The following is a 15411-nucleotide window of genomic DNA, read 5'->3' as shown; positions in this document are numbered from 1 at the left end:
CTGACCTATGACGACCGCCCAGGAATCCTCGTCCCTCGGCCTGCAGCGTTCGAGGCCGCGTGTCGTCATCGTCGGGGGAGGGTTCGGCGGAATCCACGCCGCCCGGCGGCTCCGCGACGTCGACGTGGACGTCACCCTGCTGGACCGGGGAACCAGCCACCTCTTCCAGCCGCTGCTCTATCAATGCGCGACGGGGTTGCTCTCCGAGGGCGAGATCAGCAGCCCGCTGCGGCACCTGCTGCGTGGGAACCGCAACGTGCACGTCGCCCTCGGGGAGGCGCACGCGATCGACGCCGTCAGCAGGGTCCTGACCGCCAGTCGCTTCGACGGATCCACATTCGACCTGCCCTACGACTACCTGATCGTCGCCGCGGGCATGCGACAGACGTACCACGGGCACGATGAGTACATCCAATGGGCGCCGGGGATGAAGACCCTCGACGACGCGCTCGCCATTCGCCGGAAGCTGATCTGCGCCTTCGAGATGGCCGAATCGCTGCCCACCGCGGAGGAACGCAGGCCGTGGCTGACCTTCGCCGTCGCGGGCGGTGGGCCCACCGGGGTCGAACTGGCGGGTCAGATCCGGGAACTCGCCGTGCACGCTCTCGCCCACGAGTTCCAGTCCATCGACCCCTGCGAGGCCCGGGTTCTGCTGTTCCACGGCGGCGACCGCGTTCTCCCGTCGTTCAATCGGAAACTGTCCGCGGCGGCGCAGCGGACCCTCGACAAGATCGGCGTCGAAACGCACCTCGGGGTGCACGTCACCGACGTCTGCGAGACCAGCATCGAGACGACGGCCAAGAATGCTGCGCGCACCAAGAAGCGCTACGGGGCTCGCACGATCCTCTGGACCGCGGGCGTCGAGGCCGTGCCGTTCGCGGAAGCTCTCGCGAATGCGCTGGGCGTGAAGCAGATTCAGGGCGGGCGCATCGCCGTCGAACCCGACCTCACCGTGCCCGGACACCCGAACGTCTGGGTGATCGGCGACCTGATGTCGCTGAACGACCTCCCCGGCGTGGCCGAGGTCGCGATGCAGGGCGGCAGGCACGTCGGTGGGTGCATCGCCCGCACGGTCGCGGGGGGAACGCCCGACCGCAAACCCTTCAAGTACCGCGACCTGGGGAGCGCGGCGTACATCGCCCGCAGGCATGCGCTGCTTCAGGCGGGCCCGATCCGGATGTCCGGGTTCCTGGGCTGGGTGTCGTGGGGCGCCATCCACATCGCGTTCCTCGCCGGGTACCGCAACCGGTTCGGCACCCTGCTCAACTGGGCCGTCACGCTGGCGTCGCGGACGCGCCGGGAGCGGGCGATCACCTACGGCGATCCGCAGTCGGCGCGTCAGCCCTACGCCGAACCCGCGTCCGAGTCCTGACGTCACCAGCTCCGTGCGTCGAGCCGGTGGCGGGCGAGGACGTTCGCCGCTCGCTCCCGGAGCGCGGCGTGGTCCGGGCTGTCCAGCGATTCGAGCGCGAGGGTGTAGCTGCCGCCGAATCGGCTGAGATAGGCGGAGAGCCGGGTGCGGCTGGTCACGACACCCGGATGCACGGCCCGGGTGGCGATGCCGGTGGCGCGGTGACCGCCGATCGAGACGAGCGCCTCGGGTAGCGGTCCGATGTTCGAACACAGCACGTCCCGTTCGCCGGGTCTGCCCGTGAGGGCATGCGCCACCCGGTCGGGGACCAGTTGCAGCATCTCCTCCGGGAACCCGGCCGGACTCGTCATCGCGGGCGCGGAGAACGCCGCGCGGCTCGCCGCCCGAACGTCCGCGACGGTGTCCTGCGGGCCGACATCCACCTCGACCATGGCGACGGAGTTCGCGGTACCCGACGAGGTGGCCGCGCCCCGCAGGTCCATCGGCACACTGATCGTGAGCGGGCGGGACTCGCCGTCCCGCCGCGCCAATTCGGCCACCACGGCCAGGAACAGGCTGTTCGGGGTTCCGCCTGCCTGCTCCGCGGCGGCGTCCCACCGTTCGGCGTCCACGTCCAGCACCGCCGACACAGGTGAGTGGCAAAGTGTGCCGGGGGACGCATTGCCACTCACGTGCAGGAAGCGGCGGAGTTCCGCGCGACGGGCCCCGCTCACCACGAGACCGGTGACCGCACGCACGGTTCCCTCGGTCACGCGGCGGGCGAGCCGGGTGGCGTCCCACATGTCCGCGACAGCGCCTTCCGCACCTCCCTGATCCGACGGGGGTAGTCCCCGCAGCGCCGCCGCGATGGCGGCCGCCAGCCCGCGCGCATCCGCGATCACGTGCGAACACACCAGCGACAGCACCGTGCCGCCGCCGGCCGGTCGTGCGCACGCCAGACGCCAGGCGGGACCTCGCTCGGGGTCCACCGACAACGAGCCCTGCTCGTCGGCCCAGGCGAGGACCGCCCCGGCCTGGATCTCCGCGTCTTCGACGGGAAAGGCGTCGGTACTCGGCTCGAACCGGGGCCGCGCGCCGGGAATCCGCGGACGCACCACCCGCCTGCCCAGCGGTCCGCGGGCGAAGTCTGCGCTCAGGGCATCGAGGGTCGAGGCGGTCACCTCCCCGTCGGTACGCCACAGGCCCTGCATCACGATCGGCGTTCCCCACCCCCGATGGGTGCGCAGGAACATCTCGTCGACGACGCTCAATCGGGCGCTCACCAGCGAAGTGTACGACCGGTCGAGGTGGTCGCAGGAGGCCGACCTCTGGACAGCCGGCGCATACTGGAAGTGCAGCGCTGTACGGACCGCACACGGAGAACACCATGGTTAGCGTCGAGAAATGGAAGGTGTGGGGTTCCGTCGTGGAAGTCGACGTCACCGAAGGCGCCGCCCTACCCGAGGCTGCAGCGCTGATCGCGGCCGTCATCGACGAGACCGAATCGGTCTGCGACATCCACCGCGGCGACGCCGAGATCCACGCCGTCAACCTCTCGCAGGGCGCGCCGGTGAAGGTCAGCCGGCGGATGTCCGCACTGCTGCGGTCGGCGCTCTGGGCCGCCCGGATGACCGACGGGGTGGTGAACCCGCTCGCCACCGAATCTCCTGACGAGGACCTGATCCCCACCGTGCACCCGGCACCCAGCTTCCTCGACGTCCAGATCGACGACGACGTCGTGTTCGCGCCGTGGGGCGCCTCGTTCGACATCACCGACACCGCCAAGGCCGACACGGTGGACCGGGCGGCGGAACTGGTGGCCCGCCAACTCGAGTGCGGGGCCGCCGTGCGTATCGGCGACGTCGTCGCGACGGCCGGGCACTGTCCCGCCGGCGGCTGGCAGATCGCGGTGCCCGGCGACGGCGAGGTCGAACTGGTGAACGGGACGGCGATGGCGACGGCGTTCGCGCCCCCGGCTGCCGAACCACCCACCGCCACCGAGTGGGAGACCGTGTCGGTGATCGCCGACGACGCGCTCTGGGCGTACGCGGCCAGCGTCGCTGCCCTCGCCCGCGGCATCGGTGCGATCCGCTGGATCGAACAGCACGAGTTGCGCGCCCGGCTGGTGGACCGGTCGGGCCGGGTCTACACCACCGAGAGCTGGTGAATCAGGCCCGTCCGCGCTGACGGCGGTACCAGCGCACCAGGCTGTCCGTCGACGAATCGCTTTGCGTGGCCGGTTCTTCCGCCGCGGTAAGCACCGGCTGCAACTCGACGGCCTGCGTCTTGCCGAGCTCGACACCCCACTGGTCGAACGAGTCGATGCCCCACACGACGCCCTCGACGAATACCTGGTGCTCGTACAGGGCGATCAGCTGTCCGATCACCGACGGGGTGAGCTTCGGCGCGAGGATCGTGGTGGACGGCCGGTTGCCGGGCATGACCTTGTGCGGCACCAGATGTTCGGGCGTTCCCTCGGCCGCGATCTCCTCGGCCGTCTTGCCGAACGCCAGGACCTTCGTCTGGGCGAAGAAGTTGCTCATCAGCAGGTCGTGCATGCTGCCGGTGCCGTCCGCCGTGGGCAGGTCGTCGGTGGGTTCGCCGAAACCGATGAAATCGGAGGGGACGAGCCGCGTGCCCTGGTGCAGGAGCTGGTAGAAGGCGTGCTGCCCGTTGGTTCCGGGTTCGCCCCAGAAGATCTCACCGGTGGACGTGGGGACGGGTGTGCCGTCGGCGCGCACCGACTTGCCGTTCGATTCCATCGTCAACTGCTGCAGATAGGCCGCGAACCGCACGAGGTCGTTGGAATAGGGCAGCACGGCACGGGATTCGGCGCCGAAGAAGTTCGAGTACCAGAGGCCGATCAGGCCGAGCAGGACCGGCGCGTTCTCCTCGAGCGGCGCCGTCCGGAAGTGTTCGTCCACGGCGTGGAAGCCGGCGAGGAACTCCGCGAAACGCTCCTTGCCGATCGCCGCCATCACCGACAGCCCGATGGCGGAATCGACCGAGTACCGGCCACCCACCCAATCCCAGAATCCGAACATGTTGGCCGTGTCGATTCCGAACTCCGACACCCGATCCGCGTGCGTCGAGACGGCGACGAAATGCTTTGCGACCGCTTCGTTTCCGAGGCCGAGACCGCCCAGCAGCCACCGGCGCGCGGCGGTGGCGTTGGTGAGCGTCTCGAGCGTCGAGAACGTCTTGGACGCCACGATGAACAGGGTGGTGGCCGGGTCGAGGCCCTGCAGGCTGCGCACCAGGTCGGCGGGGTCGACGTTGGAGATGAACCGGACGCTGATGCCCGCGTCGGCGTAGTGCCGCAGCGCGCGGTACACCATCACCGGACCCAGATCCGATCCGCCGATACCGATGTTGACGACGGTCTTGATTCGCTCGCCCGTCGCGCCGCGCCATTCACCGGAGCGCACCCGATCCGTGAAGTCGCCCATGCGGTCGAGGACCTCGTGGACGTCGGCGACGACGTCCTGCCCGTCGACGACGAGAGACGCGTCGGCGGGGAGCCTCAGCGCCGTGTGGAGGACGGCGCGGTCCTCGGAGGTGTTGATGTGCTCGCCCGCGAACATCGCGTCCCGGCGTGCCTCCAGGTCGGCACTGCGGGCCAGTTCGAGGAGCAACCCGATGGTGTCGCGGTCGATGCGGTGCTTGCTGTAGTCGATGTACAGGTCGCCGGCCGAGACGGTGAGCTCCTGCCCGCGTGCCGGGTCCTTCTCGAAGAGTTCTCGAAGATGGACGGACTGAATTTGAGCGTGATGATCACGCAATTTCTGCCAGGCAGCGGTTCCGGTGATGTCTGAGCTCACGAGATTTGAGCTTAATGCCCGCGCGTCGAAACTTCCGTGCGAACTTCGGTGCGGCGCATGATGGACGTCATGGATGCTGTCGAACTCATGCGAACCGTTCCCACAACCCTCTTCCTCGGCGGCGAGAAGCGTGACGCCGAGAACGGCGCCACGTTCACCGTTTTCGACCCCGCGACCGGTGACGCGCTCACCGAGGTGGCGGACGCCAGTCCCGCCGACGCGATGAAAGCGCTCGACGCCGCGGTCGCGGTGCAGCGGGAGTGGGCGGCGACGCCGGCACGTGAGCGCGGGGAACTGCTCCGCGCGGTGTTCGAGAAGATCACGGCCCGGGCCGACGACTTCGCGCTGCTGATGACGCTGGAGATGGGCAAGGCGCTGCCGGAGAGCGCGGCGGAGGTCAAGTACGGCGCCGAGTTCTTCCGGTGGTTCAGCGAGGAGGCCGTGCGTATCGCCGGCCGCTACACACCGGCACCCGCGGGGAACGGACGCATCCTGGTGACCAAGCAACCCGTCGGGCCGTGTCTGGCGATCACACCGTGGAACTTCCCGCTCGCGATGGGCACCCGCAAGATCGGACCCGCACTGGCGGCCGGCTGCACGATGATCGTCAAACCCGCCTCCGAGACTCCGTTGACGATGCTCCTGCTCGCCGAGGTGATGGCCGACGCGGGGCTCCCGAAGGGCGTGCTGTCCGTGCTGCCGACGTCGAAGTCGGGGGAGGTGACCGGTCCACTGCTCGACGACCCCCGGCTGCGGAAGCTCACGTTCACCGGCTCGACCGGGGTCGGCCGGATGCTCGTCGAGAAGTCGGCGAAGGGGCTGCTGCGCACGTCCATGGAACTCGGCGGGAACGCGCCGTTCGTGGTCTTCGACGACGCCGACGTGGACAAGGCGGTGGCGGGCGCCGTCCTCGCCAAGATGCGCAACGGCGGCGAGGCCTGCACCGCGGCCAATCGCTTCCACGTCGCGAACAGTGTGCGGGAGGAGTTCACCGCGAAGCTCGTCGACAAGCTGTCCTCGTACACGCTCGGACCCGGCACGGACTCCGACACGACGCTCGGCCCGCTGATCAACGCGGACCAACTCGAGAAGGTCGGGGAACTGGTGCAGGACGCCGTCGGCGCCGGTGCCCGGGTGCGGCTCGGCGGGGTCGCACCGGAAGGTCCCGGTTACTTCTACCCGGCGACCGTGCTGGACGAGATCCCCGCGCAGGCTCGGATCCTGAAGGAGGAGGTGTTCGGGCCGGTGGTCGCGATCGCCGGGTTCGACACCGAGGAGGAGGGCATCGCCGCGGCCAACGACACGGAGTTCGGCCTGGCGTCGTACATCTTCACCCGGGATCTGGACCGTGCACTCCGGGTGGCCGACGCCCTCGAATCGGGCATGGTCGGCATCAACCGGGGAGTCATCTCGGACACCGCTGCCCCCTTCGGCGGCGTCAAAGCGTCAGGCTTCGGGCGCGAAGGGGGCAGTGAAGGCATCGAGGAGTACCTGGAGACCAAGTACGTGGCACTCGAGCCGTAGCGACCGCCGTCGGGGGACGGGCAGGCCGCTTCGGGAAATCAGTGACCGAGGCGGCCGCGCCCGAGGCGCAGCAGCAGCATGGCGAGTGTGTGGCCTTCCTGGCCGAGCTCGTTGAACCGCTCGAGCACCTTCATCTCACGGCTGTGGACGAGGCGGGGACCGCCGGACGCCATCCGGGTGCGCCCGATGAGCTGCGAGACCTCAGCGCGGCGCTTGATAGCGGCGAGAATCTCGGCGTCGAGCTTGTCGATCTCCTGACGGAGAACCTCGATCTCGGCCTCGCTGGTGGGCACAGCGGTTTCCTTGGCGGCTGATGCGACGGTCTGAGTGCTCATTGGTTCGTCTCCCTCTTGTCAGAACTTGGATCGTTGTTTTGGCTCGAGTCGTTACCGATCCAGGCTCGTTTGACGAAAAAAGCCCCGGATCCGGTGCGGACCTCGGGGCTCGTGAGCTGTTCAGTTCACGGGCACCGGAGGCCGGTACCCGTAAAAAAATCGCCACAGGGGGCGCGACGGCGGACTGAACATGTGTACCAGTTTGCCATGGCGGTACCGCGCAGGCCAAGCGGCTGTGACGCTGTCGGTACACGCCGGTAAGTTTGATAGTTGATGAACACTATCTCCGGCACCGCTTCTCCCCTGAGCGCCACGTCGACTCCGCACGCCGCCGCACCGGCGCGCGCAGGGTCCGATGCGCTCCTCCAGGGCCTCAACCCACAGCAACGGGAAGCGGTCGTGCACGCCGGTTCTCCGCTGTTGATCGTCGCGGGTGCGGGCTCGGGCAAGACGGCTGTGCTCACCCGCCGCATCGCATATCTGCTGGCCGAGCGGGGGGTGATGCCCGGTCAGATCCTGGCCATCACGTTCACCAACAAGGCTGCCGCGGAGATGCGGGAACGCGTCGCCCACCTCGTCGGCCCCAGGGCCAACAGCATGTGGGTGTCCACGTTCCACTCGAGCTGCGTGCGGATCCTGCGGGCCCAGGCGGCGCTGCTCCCCGGCCTCAACTCGAACTTCTCCATCTACGACGCGGACGACTCGCGGCGACTGCTGACGATGATCGCCAAGGATCTCAACATCGACACCAAGCGCTACTCGGCTCGGCTGCTCGCCACCCACATCTCGAATCTCAAGAACGAGCTCGTCGATCCCGAGCAGGCGAGCGCCGACGCCGACAAGGATCCGGCGGAACTGCCTCGGCTGATCGCCAAGGTGTACGGGCACTACCAGCAGCGGTTGCGTTCGGCGAACGCGCTGGACTTCGACGACCTGATCGGCGAGACGGTCGCGATGCTGCAGGCGTTCCCCCAGGTGGCGGAGTACTACCGTCGACGGTTCCGCCACGTGCTGGTCGACGAGTACCAGGACACGAACCACGCCCAGTACATGCTGGTGCGCGAGCTGGTCGGCGGAACCGCGGACGGCGAGGACGCGGACCACCGGGTCGCCCCGGCCGAGCTGTGTGTGGTGGGCGACGCGGATCAGTCGATCTACGCGTTCCGCGGCGCCACGATCCGCAACATCGAGGAGTTCGAGCGCGACTACCCGGACGCCCGCACCATCCTGCTGGAGCAGAACTACCGCTCCACCCAGAACATCCTGTCGGCGGCCAACTCGGTGATCTCGAAGAACACCGGCCGGCGTGAGAAGCGGCTGTGGACCGATTCGGGTGTGGGTGAGCTCATCACCGGCTACGTCGCGGACAACGAGCACGACGAGGCGTCGTTCGTGGCGTCCGAGATCGACAAGCTCGTCGATTCCGGCGACGCCAAGTTCGGTGACGTCGCCGTGTTCTACCGCACCAACAACTCGTCCCGTGCCCTCGAGGAGATCTTCATCCGGCTCGGCGTTCCGTACAAGGTCGTCGGCGGAGTGCGGTTCTACGAGCGCAAGGAGGTGCGGGACATCGTCGCGTATCTCCGAGTCCTCGCGAACGAGAACGACACCGTCAGCCTGCGCCGGATTCTCAACACACCCCGCCGCGGCATCGGCGACCGCGCCGAGGCGTGTGTGGCCGTCCATTCCGAGCAGCGGGGCATCAGCTTCGCGGAGGCACTGCGGGACGGCGGTGAGGGCCGCGTATCGCTGCTGAACACCCGTTCCCAGAAGGCCATCGCGTCGTTCCTCGAGCTCATGGACGGACTGCGGGTGCTGCTCCCGCCGGAGACCACTGCGGATGACGTCGTCCCCGACCAGCTCGGCGACATCGGCGACGTCGTCGAGGCGGTCCTGGAGCGGACAGGCTACCGCGCCGAGCTCGCGGCGAGCAGCGACCCTCAGGACGGGGCGCGTCTCGACAACCTCAACGAACTCGTGAGCGTGGCGCGTGAGTTCAGCTCCGACGCGCGGAACGCGGCCGGCCTCGTGGAACCGCCGGAGGACGGCGACGTCGACGCCCGGGACGGTGAACCCGATCCCGGTTCCCTCGCCGCGTTCCTCGAACGGGTGTCCCTGGTCGCGGACTCCGATCAGCTACCCGACAACGATGAGGGCGTCGTCACGCTGATGACCCTGCACACCGCGAAGGGGCTCGAGTTCCCCGTCGTCTTCGTCACCGGGTGGGAAGACGGTCAGTTCCCGCACATGCGGGCTCTCGGCGACCCCACGGAACTGTCGGAGGAGCGCCGGCTCGCATACGTGGGCATCACCCGTGCCCGGCAGCGGCTGTATCTGACGCGGGCCGTCATGCGGTCGGCGTGGGGCCAGCCCATCCAGAACCCGGAGTCGCGGTTCCTGCAGGAGATCCCATCGGATCTCGTGCACTGGCGTCGTGAGGACCCGGGCACCGGTATCGGTTCGGGGGGTGCGATCGGCGGTGGCCGTGCGCGTGGATCGGGATACGGCGGCCAGGGCTTCGGTGGCGGTTTCGGTTACGGCGGCGGGTCGGCGGGCACGCCGAGCTTCGGCGCCGCCCGCTCCCGCAACAACAACCTGGTGCTCACGGTCGGCGACCGTGTCAGTCACGACAAGTACGGCCTCGGCACGGTCCTCGAGACCAAGGGCGCAGGCCCGACCGCGACGGTCACCATCGATTTCGGCAGCGCGGGCAAGGTCCGGCTGATGCTGATCGGTGGCGTCCCGATGGTCAAGCTGTAGAGACACGAAAGACAACTGCGGCGCATGCAATGCATGCGCCGCAGTCGTGTGTTCGGGTGGTGCCGAAAGGTTTCGGTCAGTCCATCTCGGGGCCGAGGCTGATGCCGCGGGAGGCCAGCCAGGGGAGGGGATCGATCTTGTTCTCGCCGGCGAGGTGGACCTCGAAGTGCAGGTGCGGGCCGGTGGAGAAGCCGCGGTTGCCGACGGTGGCGATCTGGTCGCCCGCCATGACCTTCTGGCCGACGGTGACGGTGGAGGTGTTGATGTGGCCGTAGACGGTGATGGTGCCGTCGGCGTGCTTGAGGCGGACCCACATGCCGAACCCGGAAGCCGGACCCGAGTCGATGACCTCGCCGTCGGCGACGGCCACGATGGGGGTGCCGATGGGGGCGGCGATATCGACGCCTGCGTGCAGGGTGCCCCAGCGGCTTCCGAAGTTGGAGGTGAAGGTTCCCACGGCGGGGAGGACGAACAGGGGGCGGCGGGCAGCGGCTTCGCGGGCGGCGCGCTCTTCGCTGAAACGCTGTCCCTTGGCGAGCAGGTTGCTGAACTGCGACAGGTCGGTCGGGTTCGCGATGTTGAGGACCTGCGGGGCGTTCGAATCGGACGCGGCGGTGTCGGCGACCGTGGAGAACTGGGCGGCCTGTGGCTCGGCGGTGGTTCCGATGGTGCTCGACTCGTCACTGGCGAGGGCGACCTCGGAGTGGTCGGAGGAGCTGGACGATCCGCTGGTGACGGCGGCCTGGCCCGCGGCGACTACGGCGCCCGCTGCGACGGCGAGGACTGCGGCGCGACCTTTGAGAGCTGAGGGGGGAGTCGGGATGCGGTGGGCTCCGCGGCGGGAGTGGGAGGGTGCGCCCTCGAAGGACTCGGAACCGCTGCGGGGAGTGAAGCCGGGAATCTCGGACTCGGTGTCGATGGTCTCGAAGCCGGTGCCGGCGTCGACGCTGTCGGGGGTGGAGCGTGTGGACTGCGAATTGCGGAAGAGCATGCGTGAAATCTCAGAACTATCGGTCTCGGGATAACGCTCGACCGACCTCGAGGGGTACGTGGGCGCGACTTCGTCGTTGTGACCCCGCAACTCGTCATCGTGGTGACTCACAAAACGGCTGGCCGTGAACTGGCTGCGATGGTGCATACGCCCGTCCCCCTCCTGCTCGTGACCTGCCTGTGACTTAGACCTTGGCGACGGTAACGAAACGGTTGCGATGCGCGCAACCTGTAACGCGGAGGAACGGCTACATGTGACGGGCATCACAAACTGAGCTGGGGAAACGTCGAACCCACTTTTCGTCTCGGTTCAATCTCGCCCCTGAATACGCGTGTCACAACGTGGGGGAGGCAGTGGGTTAGCGCTAGCGTCGGCCTGTGGCGTCATCAACTCGATCTCCGGACGGGCGTAGGGCCGAGCCCGAACGCATTCCCTCGTCCGGCGGCACCGGTCTGACGGCCGTCGAGGAGCCCGATCCCGCCCGTGCGCGCCGGGGTTGCGTGCTCGCGGTCGTCCTGGGTCTCGTCGGGGGTGTGGGAGTGGCCTCGGCGCCCGTCCTGCACGCCGTCCGTTCGGCCGACGGGGTGGCCGCGCCGTCCGCGATCGGCGCAGCCGCACTGTGGGCTGCCGTCTTCGCCCTCGCCGCATCCGTTCTCGCCGTCCTCGCGCTTCTCGCCCGGCGCACCGCGGTGGCGGGTGCGCTGCTGGCCGGTGCCGGTGCGGTGTCCCTCGGCGCCGCCGTGCTCGACACGCAGCTGTGGACGGACGCCATCGACGCCAATCGACTCGAATTGTTCCGGCCCGAGACGGCGGCCGAGCTCGCCGCCGGGTCCGGCGCGTACGCCGCCCTCGGCGGACACCTGCTGATCGCCTTCGCCGGCCTCCTCGGCATGGTCGCGGTCCACCGGGAATCGCTGATGGACGGTTACGGCGACGCCCGCAGCTCCGAACAGGTCGGACGGGCGACCGGCGCCCGTGTCGGATTCCTGCCGTCCGCGGTCGCGGTGGTCGCCGCCGTCGTGCTCGTCGGCGCGCTGTTCGCTCCTGCCTTCGAGTCCGAGGATCCGGTCATCCTCGTCCCGACGGTCGTGGAGTCGGATCTCGCCGCGTCCGCAGGCGCCGGGCTGCTGGCGGCGGCCGCTCTGATCGTGGTCGCCTCCGCACTGGCGTCCATCTCGCCGCCCGTCGCGTCCGGTGCGCTCGTCGGTGCCGGTCTGTCCGCGCTCGGCGTGGTCGGGACGCGCCTGGTGGCCGGACTCGCCGCGGGCGAACGGATCCAGCCCGGGCCCGGCGCGGTGTGGGGGACCGTCGGCGCCGGTGTCCTCGTACTCGTCGGTGTCTGCATCCCGATGGTCGACCGGGCTCGCGACAGCAGGATCCTGAAGACGCTCGCCACCCCCTCGTCGTCCGCGCCGGCTCAGGGCGGCCCGGCGAAGAAGGGGGCCGTCGCCCCGTCCGCGAAGGGCGTCGCCAAGGCGGCGCTGCGAGCCGAGGCCGCCGCGGCCCGCGCTCGAATCGCCCGCTGGCACGTCGCCGCCGGGACCACCGGAATCGTCACCGCCGTGCTCGCCGCCGCCGGTGCCCTGCTCCCCGTCCTCGACATCCCGGCCGACGCCGTGCGCCCCGATGTCTACGCCACCCGGGTCGTGCTCGTCGCCGCCCTCGTGCTCGTCGTCGGCTGCGTCTGGCTGCTGCTGTCGGAGTTCGCCTCCACCGTCCGGCCGGCGGTCGGAGTGCTGTGGGTGACGATCCCGTTCTCCGTCGCCTCGGTGTCGCAGTCCGTCGTGCTCGCCACCGACGTTCCCGGAATCGGCGCCGGAATCGGCGCGGCGCTGCTGTGGTGTGCGGCCGTCACCGCCGGCGTCACCGGCGTGCTGACGTGGTTCGCCGGTTCGGCGGAACGCGAGGAGATCGACACGTCCGAAGAGCCCTCCACCTCGATCGCGGTCCTCGCGGTCGGTGGCCTCGGGGCGGTTGCCGCGTTCGTCGGACTGGGACTGCCGCTCTTCCACGGGACCGACGCACGCGGCGACGAATACGCGCCCGCGTCGTTCGCGGAGTTCCCGTGGAACCTCGACGTGTGGGGGCGCGTCGTACTGGGCGTCGCGGTGGTCCTCGCAGTGATCGTCGCCTCACGTGCCCGGCCGGCCCGGGCGGTGGCACTCCTGCTCGGTTCGGCCGTTGTGGTGGGGGTATACCTCCTGTCGTGGCCGCTCACCGCGGCCCGGGTGACCGATCCCTCAATGGGGGCCGGTGTCGTCCCGACAACGGTGGGCATAGTGTTGATTGCGGCTGCCGCGGCCCTCACGACACGCAGCAGAAATCGGTGAGGTCCGCCCCGTCGACGGCGGTGAGGCCCGCCTCAATACGTGAGATCGCGTGATGTGGACCACATAGCAGACACGCGGGCGCAGACCGGGCCCGGCAACTGGTTAAAGTCCAAAACAGACCCGCTCCTACCCCTCGAGCGGGTGTCAACGCAGACGAGACGGTGAGCAGATGGATCTCTTCGAATACCAGGCGAAGGAACTCTTCGCCAAGCACGAGGTGCCGACTTCGGCTGGGCGTGTTACCGACACGGTCGCCGGCGCACGCGAGATTGCCGAAGAAATCGGCAAGCCCGTGATGGTCAAGGCGCAGGTCAAGGTCGGAGGCCGCGGCAAGGCCGGTGGCGTCAAGTACTCCGCCGACGCCGATGCCGCCCAGGCCAACGCCGAGGCGATCCTGGGCCTCGACATCAAGGGTCATGTCGTCAAGAAGCTGCTGGTCGCAGAGGCGAGTGACATCGCCGAGGAGTACTACATCTCCTTCCTGCTCGACCGCACCAACCGCACCTACCTGGCCATGTGCTCGGTCGAAGGTGGCGTCGAGATCGAGGTCACCGCCGAGGAGAACCCCGACGCTCTCGCGAAGATCCCCGTCGACGCCGTCAAGGGTGTCGACCTCGCGTTCGCGCGCAGCATCGCCGAGGCAGGAAAGCTGCCCGCCGAGGTGCTCGACGCAGCGGCCGTGACGATCCAGAAGCTGTGGGAGGTCTTCATCAACGAAGACGCTCTCCTCGTCGAGGTCAACCCGCTCGTCCGCACGCCGGACGACCAGATCCTCGCACTCGACGGCAAGGTCACGCTCGACGAGAACGCTGCGTTCCGTCAGCCCGGCCACGAGGCGTTCGAGGACAAGGACGCCACGGATCCGCTCGAGCTCAAGGCCAAGGAAAACGACCTCAACTACGTCAAGCTCGACGGTGAGGTCGGCATCATCGGTAACGGCGCCGGCCTGGTCATGTCGACCCTGGACGTCGTCGCCTACGCAGGTGAGAAGCACGGTGGCGTGAAGCCGGCCAACTTCCTCGACATCGGTGGCGGCGCCTCCGCAGAGGTCATGGCGAACGGCCTGGACGTCATCCTGAACGACGCGCAGGTCAAGAGCGTGTTCGTGAACGTTTTCGGTGGCATCACCGCGTGTGACGCGGTCGCCAACGGCATCGTCGGCGCCCTGAAGACGCTCGGTGACGAGGCCAACAAGCCGCTGGTCGTCCGCCTGGACGGCAACAACGTCGAAGAGGGTCGTCGTATCCTCGCCGAGGCCGCCCACCCGCTGGTCACGGTCGTCGGAACCATGGACGAGGCTGCCGACAAGGCTGCCGAGCTGGCCTTCGCCGCAAAGTAAAGGGACTCAAAAAACATGGCTATCTTCCTGACCAAGGACTCCAAGGTCATCGTCCAGGGCATCACCGGCGGCGAGGGCACCAAGCACACCGCGCTGATGCTCAAGGCCGGCACCCAGGTCGTCGGCGGTGTCAACGCCCGTAAGGCCGGCACCACCGTCACCCACGACGGCGGCGTCGAGCTGCCCGTCTTCGGCACCGTCGCCGAGGCCATCGAGAAGACCGGCGCGGACGTCTCCATCGCGTTCGTCCCCCCGGCCTTCGCCAAGGACGCCATCGTCGAGGCCATCGACGCGGAGATCCCGCTGCTCGTGGTCATCACCGAGGGCATCCCGGTGCAGGACTCGGCGTACGCCTGGGCGTACAACGTGTCCAAGGGCAACAAGACCCGCATCATCGGACCCAACTGCCCCGGCATCATCACCCCCGGCGAGTCGCTGGTCGGCATCACCCCGGCCAACATCGCGGGCACCGGCCCGATCGGTCTCGTGTCCAAGTCCGGCACGCTGACCTACCAGATGATGTTCGAGCTGCGTGACTTCGGCTTCTCCACCGCCATCGGCATCGGCGGCGACCCGGTCATCGGCACCACCCACATCGACGCCATCGAGGCGTTCGAGAAGGACCCCGAGACCAAGGTCATCGTGATGATCGGTGAGATCGGTGGCGACGCCGAGGAGCGTGCCGCCGACTACATCAAGGCGAACGTCACGAAGCCGGTCGTCGGCTACGTCGCGGGCTTCACCGCCCCCGAGGGCAAGACCATGGGCCACGCAGGCGCCATCGTCTCCGGTTCCTCGGGCACCGCGCAGGCCAAGAAGGACGCCCTCGAGGCTGCCGGCGTGAAGGTCGGCAAGACGCCGTCCGAGACCGCTGCGCTCGCTCGCGAGATCCTGCAGAGCCTGACCGTCCAGGCCTAGGCGCTCCGCGCCCGTGCGCCTTTTTGGTAGCTCCCGCTACCA

General features: G+C 68.7%; 11 protein-coding genes. 7 read left to right on the top strand and 4 right to left on the bottom strand.

The window, feature by feature from the left end:
- Positions 1–7: 7 nt before the first annotated feature.
- Entirely contained in the window at positions 8–1372 is a 1365-nt protein-coding gene (locus QM841_RS08235) for an NAD(P)/FAD-dependent oxidoreductase (protein WP_283331554.1), read from the top strand.
- Positions 1373–1374: 2 nt separating this feature from the next.
- On the opposite strand, the gene QM841_RS08230 is transcribed toward QM841_RS08235, so the two are convergent.
- Positions 1375–2634, bottom strand: a complete 1260-nt coding sequence (locus QM841_RS08230) for a hypothetical protein (RefSeq protein WP_283331553.1) — start codon at positions 2632–2634, stop codon at positions 1375–1377.
- A 104-nt stretch (positions 2635–2738) separates the two neighbouring features.
- Between QM841_RS08230 and QM841_RS08225 the strand changes: the two genes are divergently transcribed.
- A complete protein-coding gene (locus tag QM841_RS08225; RefSeq protein WP_283331552.1) occupies positions 2739–3518 on the top strand; it encodes an FAD:protein FMN transferase in 780 nt (259 codons plus the stop codon).
- 1 nt (position 3519) lies between these two features.
- Here QM841_RS08225 and pgi read toward each other — a convergent pair whose 3' ends face one another.
- Complete coding sequence (pgi, locus tag QM841_RS08220; protein WP_280784122.1) at positions 3520–5172, bottom strand: glucose-6-phosphate isomerase; 1653 nt, start codon at positions 5170–5172, stop codon at positions 3520–3522.
- 69 nt (positions 5173–5241) lie between these two features.
- Here pgi and QM841_RS08215 point away from each other — a divergent pair, with 69 nt between their 5' ends.
- Positions 5242–6696, top strand: a complete 1455-nt coding sequence (locus tag QM841_RS08215; protein WP_280784121.1) for an NAD-dependent succinate-semialdehyde dehydrogenase — start codon at positions 5242–5244, stop codon at positions 6694–6696.
- Positions 6697–6734: 38 nt separating this feature from the next.
- Here QM841_RS08215 and QM841_RS08210 read toward each other — a convergent pair whose 3' ends face one another.
- On the bottom strand, positions 6735–7031 hold the full coding sequence (locus tag QM841_RS08210) for a chorismate mutase (RefSeq protein WP_005238528.1): 297 nt from the start codon (positions 7029–7031) through the stop codon (positions 6735–6737).
- 273 nt (positions 7032–7304) lie between these two features.
- On the opposite strand from QM841_RS08210, the gene pcrA reads away from it, so the two are divergent.
- Positions 7305–9791, top strand: coding sequence for a DNA helicase PcrA (gene pcrA, locus QM841_RS08205; RefSeq protein WP_283331551.1), 2487 nt, complete (start codon positions 7305–7307; stop codon positions 9789–9791).
- A 76-nt stretch (positions 9792–9867) separates the two neighbouring features.
- Here the strand turns inward: pcrA and QM841_RS08200 are convergent, their stop codons facing one another.
- Positions 9868–10929, bottom strand: a complete 1062-nt coding sequence (locus tag QM841_RS08200; protein ID WP_283331550.1) for a M23 family metallopeptidase — start codon at positions 10927–10929, stop codon at positions 9868–9870.
- Between the two features lie 230 nt (positions 10930–11159).
- On the opposite strand from QM841_RS08200, the gene QM841_RS08195 reads away from it, so the two are divergent.
- The 3 genes from QM841_RS08195 (at position 11160) to sucD (ending at position 15369) form a co-directional block, all read left to right on the top strand.
- On the top strand, positions 11160–13112 hold the full coding sequence (locus tag QM841_RS08195) for a hypothetical protein (protein ID WP_283331549.1): 1953 nt from the start codon (positions 11160–11162) through the stop codon (positions 13110–13112).
- Positions 13113–13281: 169 nt separating this feature from the next.
- Entirely contained in the window at positions 13282–14451 is a 1170-nt protein-coding gene (gene sucC, locus QM841_RS08190) for an ADP-forming succinate--CoA ligase subunit beta (protein WP_005238541.1), read from the top strand.
- Between the two features lie 15 nt (positions 14452–14466).
- On the top strand, positions 14467–15369 hold the full coding sequence (gene sucD / locus QM841_RS08185; protein ID WP_005238543.1) for a succinate--CoA ligase subunit alpha: 903 nt from the start codon (positions 14467–14469) through the stop codon (positions 15367–15369).
- The last annotated feature ends 42 nt before the right edge of the window (positions 15370–15411 follow it).

Origin of the sequence: Rhodococcus sp. IEGM 1307 (genome assembly GCF_030056915.1) — a bacterium.
In the GTDB taxonomy this organism is placed as follows: Bacteria; Actinomycetota; Actinomycetes; order Mycobacteriales; family Mycobacteriaceae; genus Rhodococcus_F; species Rhodococcus_F opacus_D.
The sequence above is the reverse complement of the archived record's forward strand: the minus strand, read 5'-3'. Positions and strand labels throughout refer to the sequence as shown.

Coding starts and splice junctions, on each gene's coding strand:
- QM841_RS08235 (WP_283331554.1), top strand. CDS start 8: ATGACGACCGCCCAGGAATCCTCGTCCCTCGGCCTGCAGCGTTCGAGG.
- QM841_RS08225 (WP_283331552.1), top strand. CDS start 2,739: ATGGTTAGCGTCGAGAAATGGAAGGTGTGGGGTTCCGTCGTGGAAGTC.
- QM841_RS08215 (WP_280784121.1), top strand. CDS start 5,242: ATGGATGCTGTCGAACTCATGCGAACCGTTCCCACAACCCTCTTCCTC.
- QM841_RS08210 (WP_005238528.1), bottom strand. CDS start 7,031: ATGAGCACTCAGACCGTCGCATCAGCCGCCAAGGAAACCGCTGTGCCC.
- pcrA (WP_283331551.1), top strand. CDS start 7,305: ATGAACACTATCTCCGGCACCGCTTCTCCCCTGAGCGCCACGTCGACT.
- QM841_RS08200 (WP_283331550.1), bottom strand. CDS start 10,929: ATGCACCATCGCAGCCAGTTCACGGCCAGCCGTTTTGTGAGTCACCAC.
- sucC (WP_005238541.1), top strand. CDS start 13,282: ATGGATCTCTTCGAATACCAGGCGAAGGAACTCTTCGCCAAGCACGAG.
- sucD (WP_005238543.1), top strand. CDS start 14,467: ATGGCTATCTTCCTGACCAAGGACTCCAAGGTCATCGTCCAGGGCATC.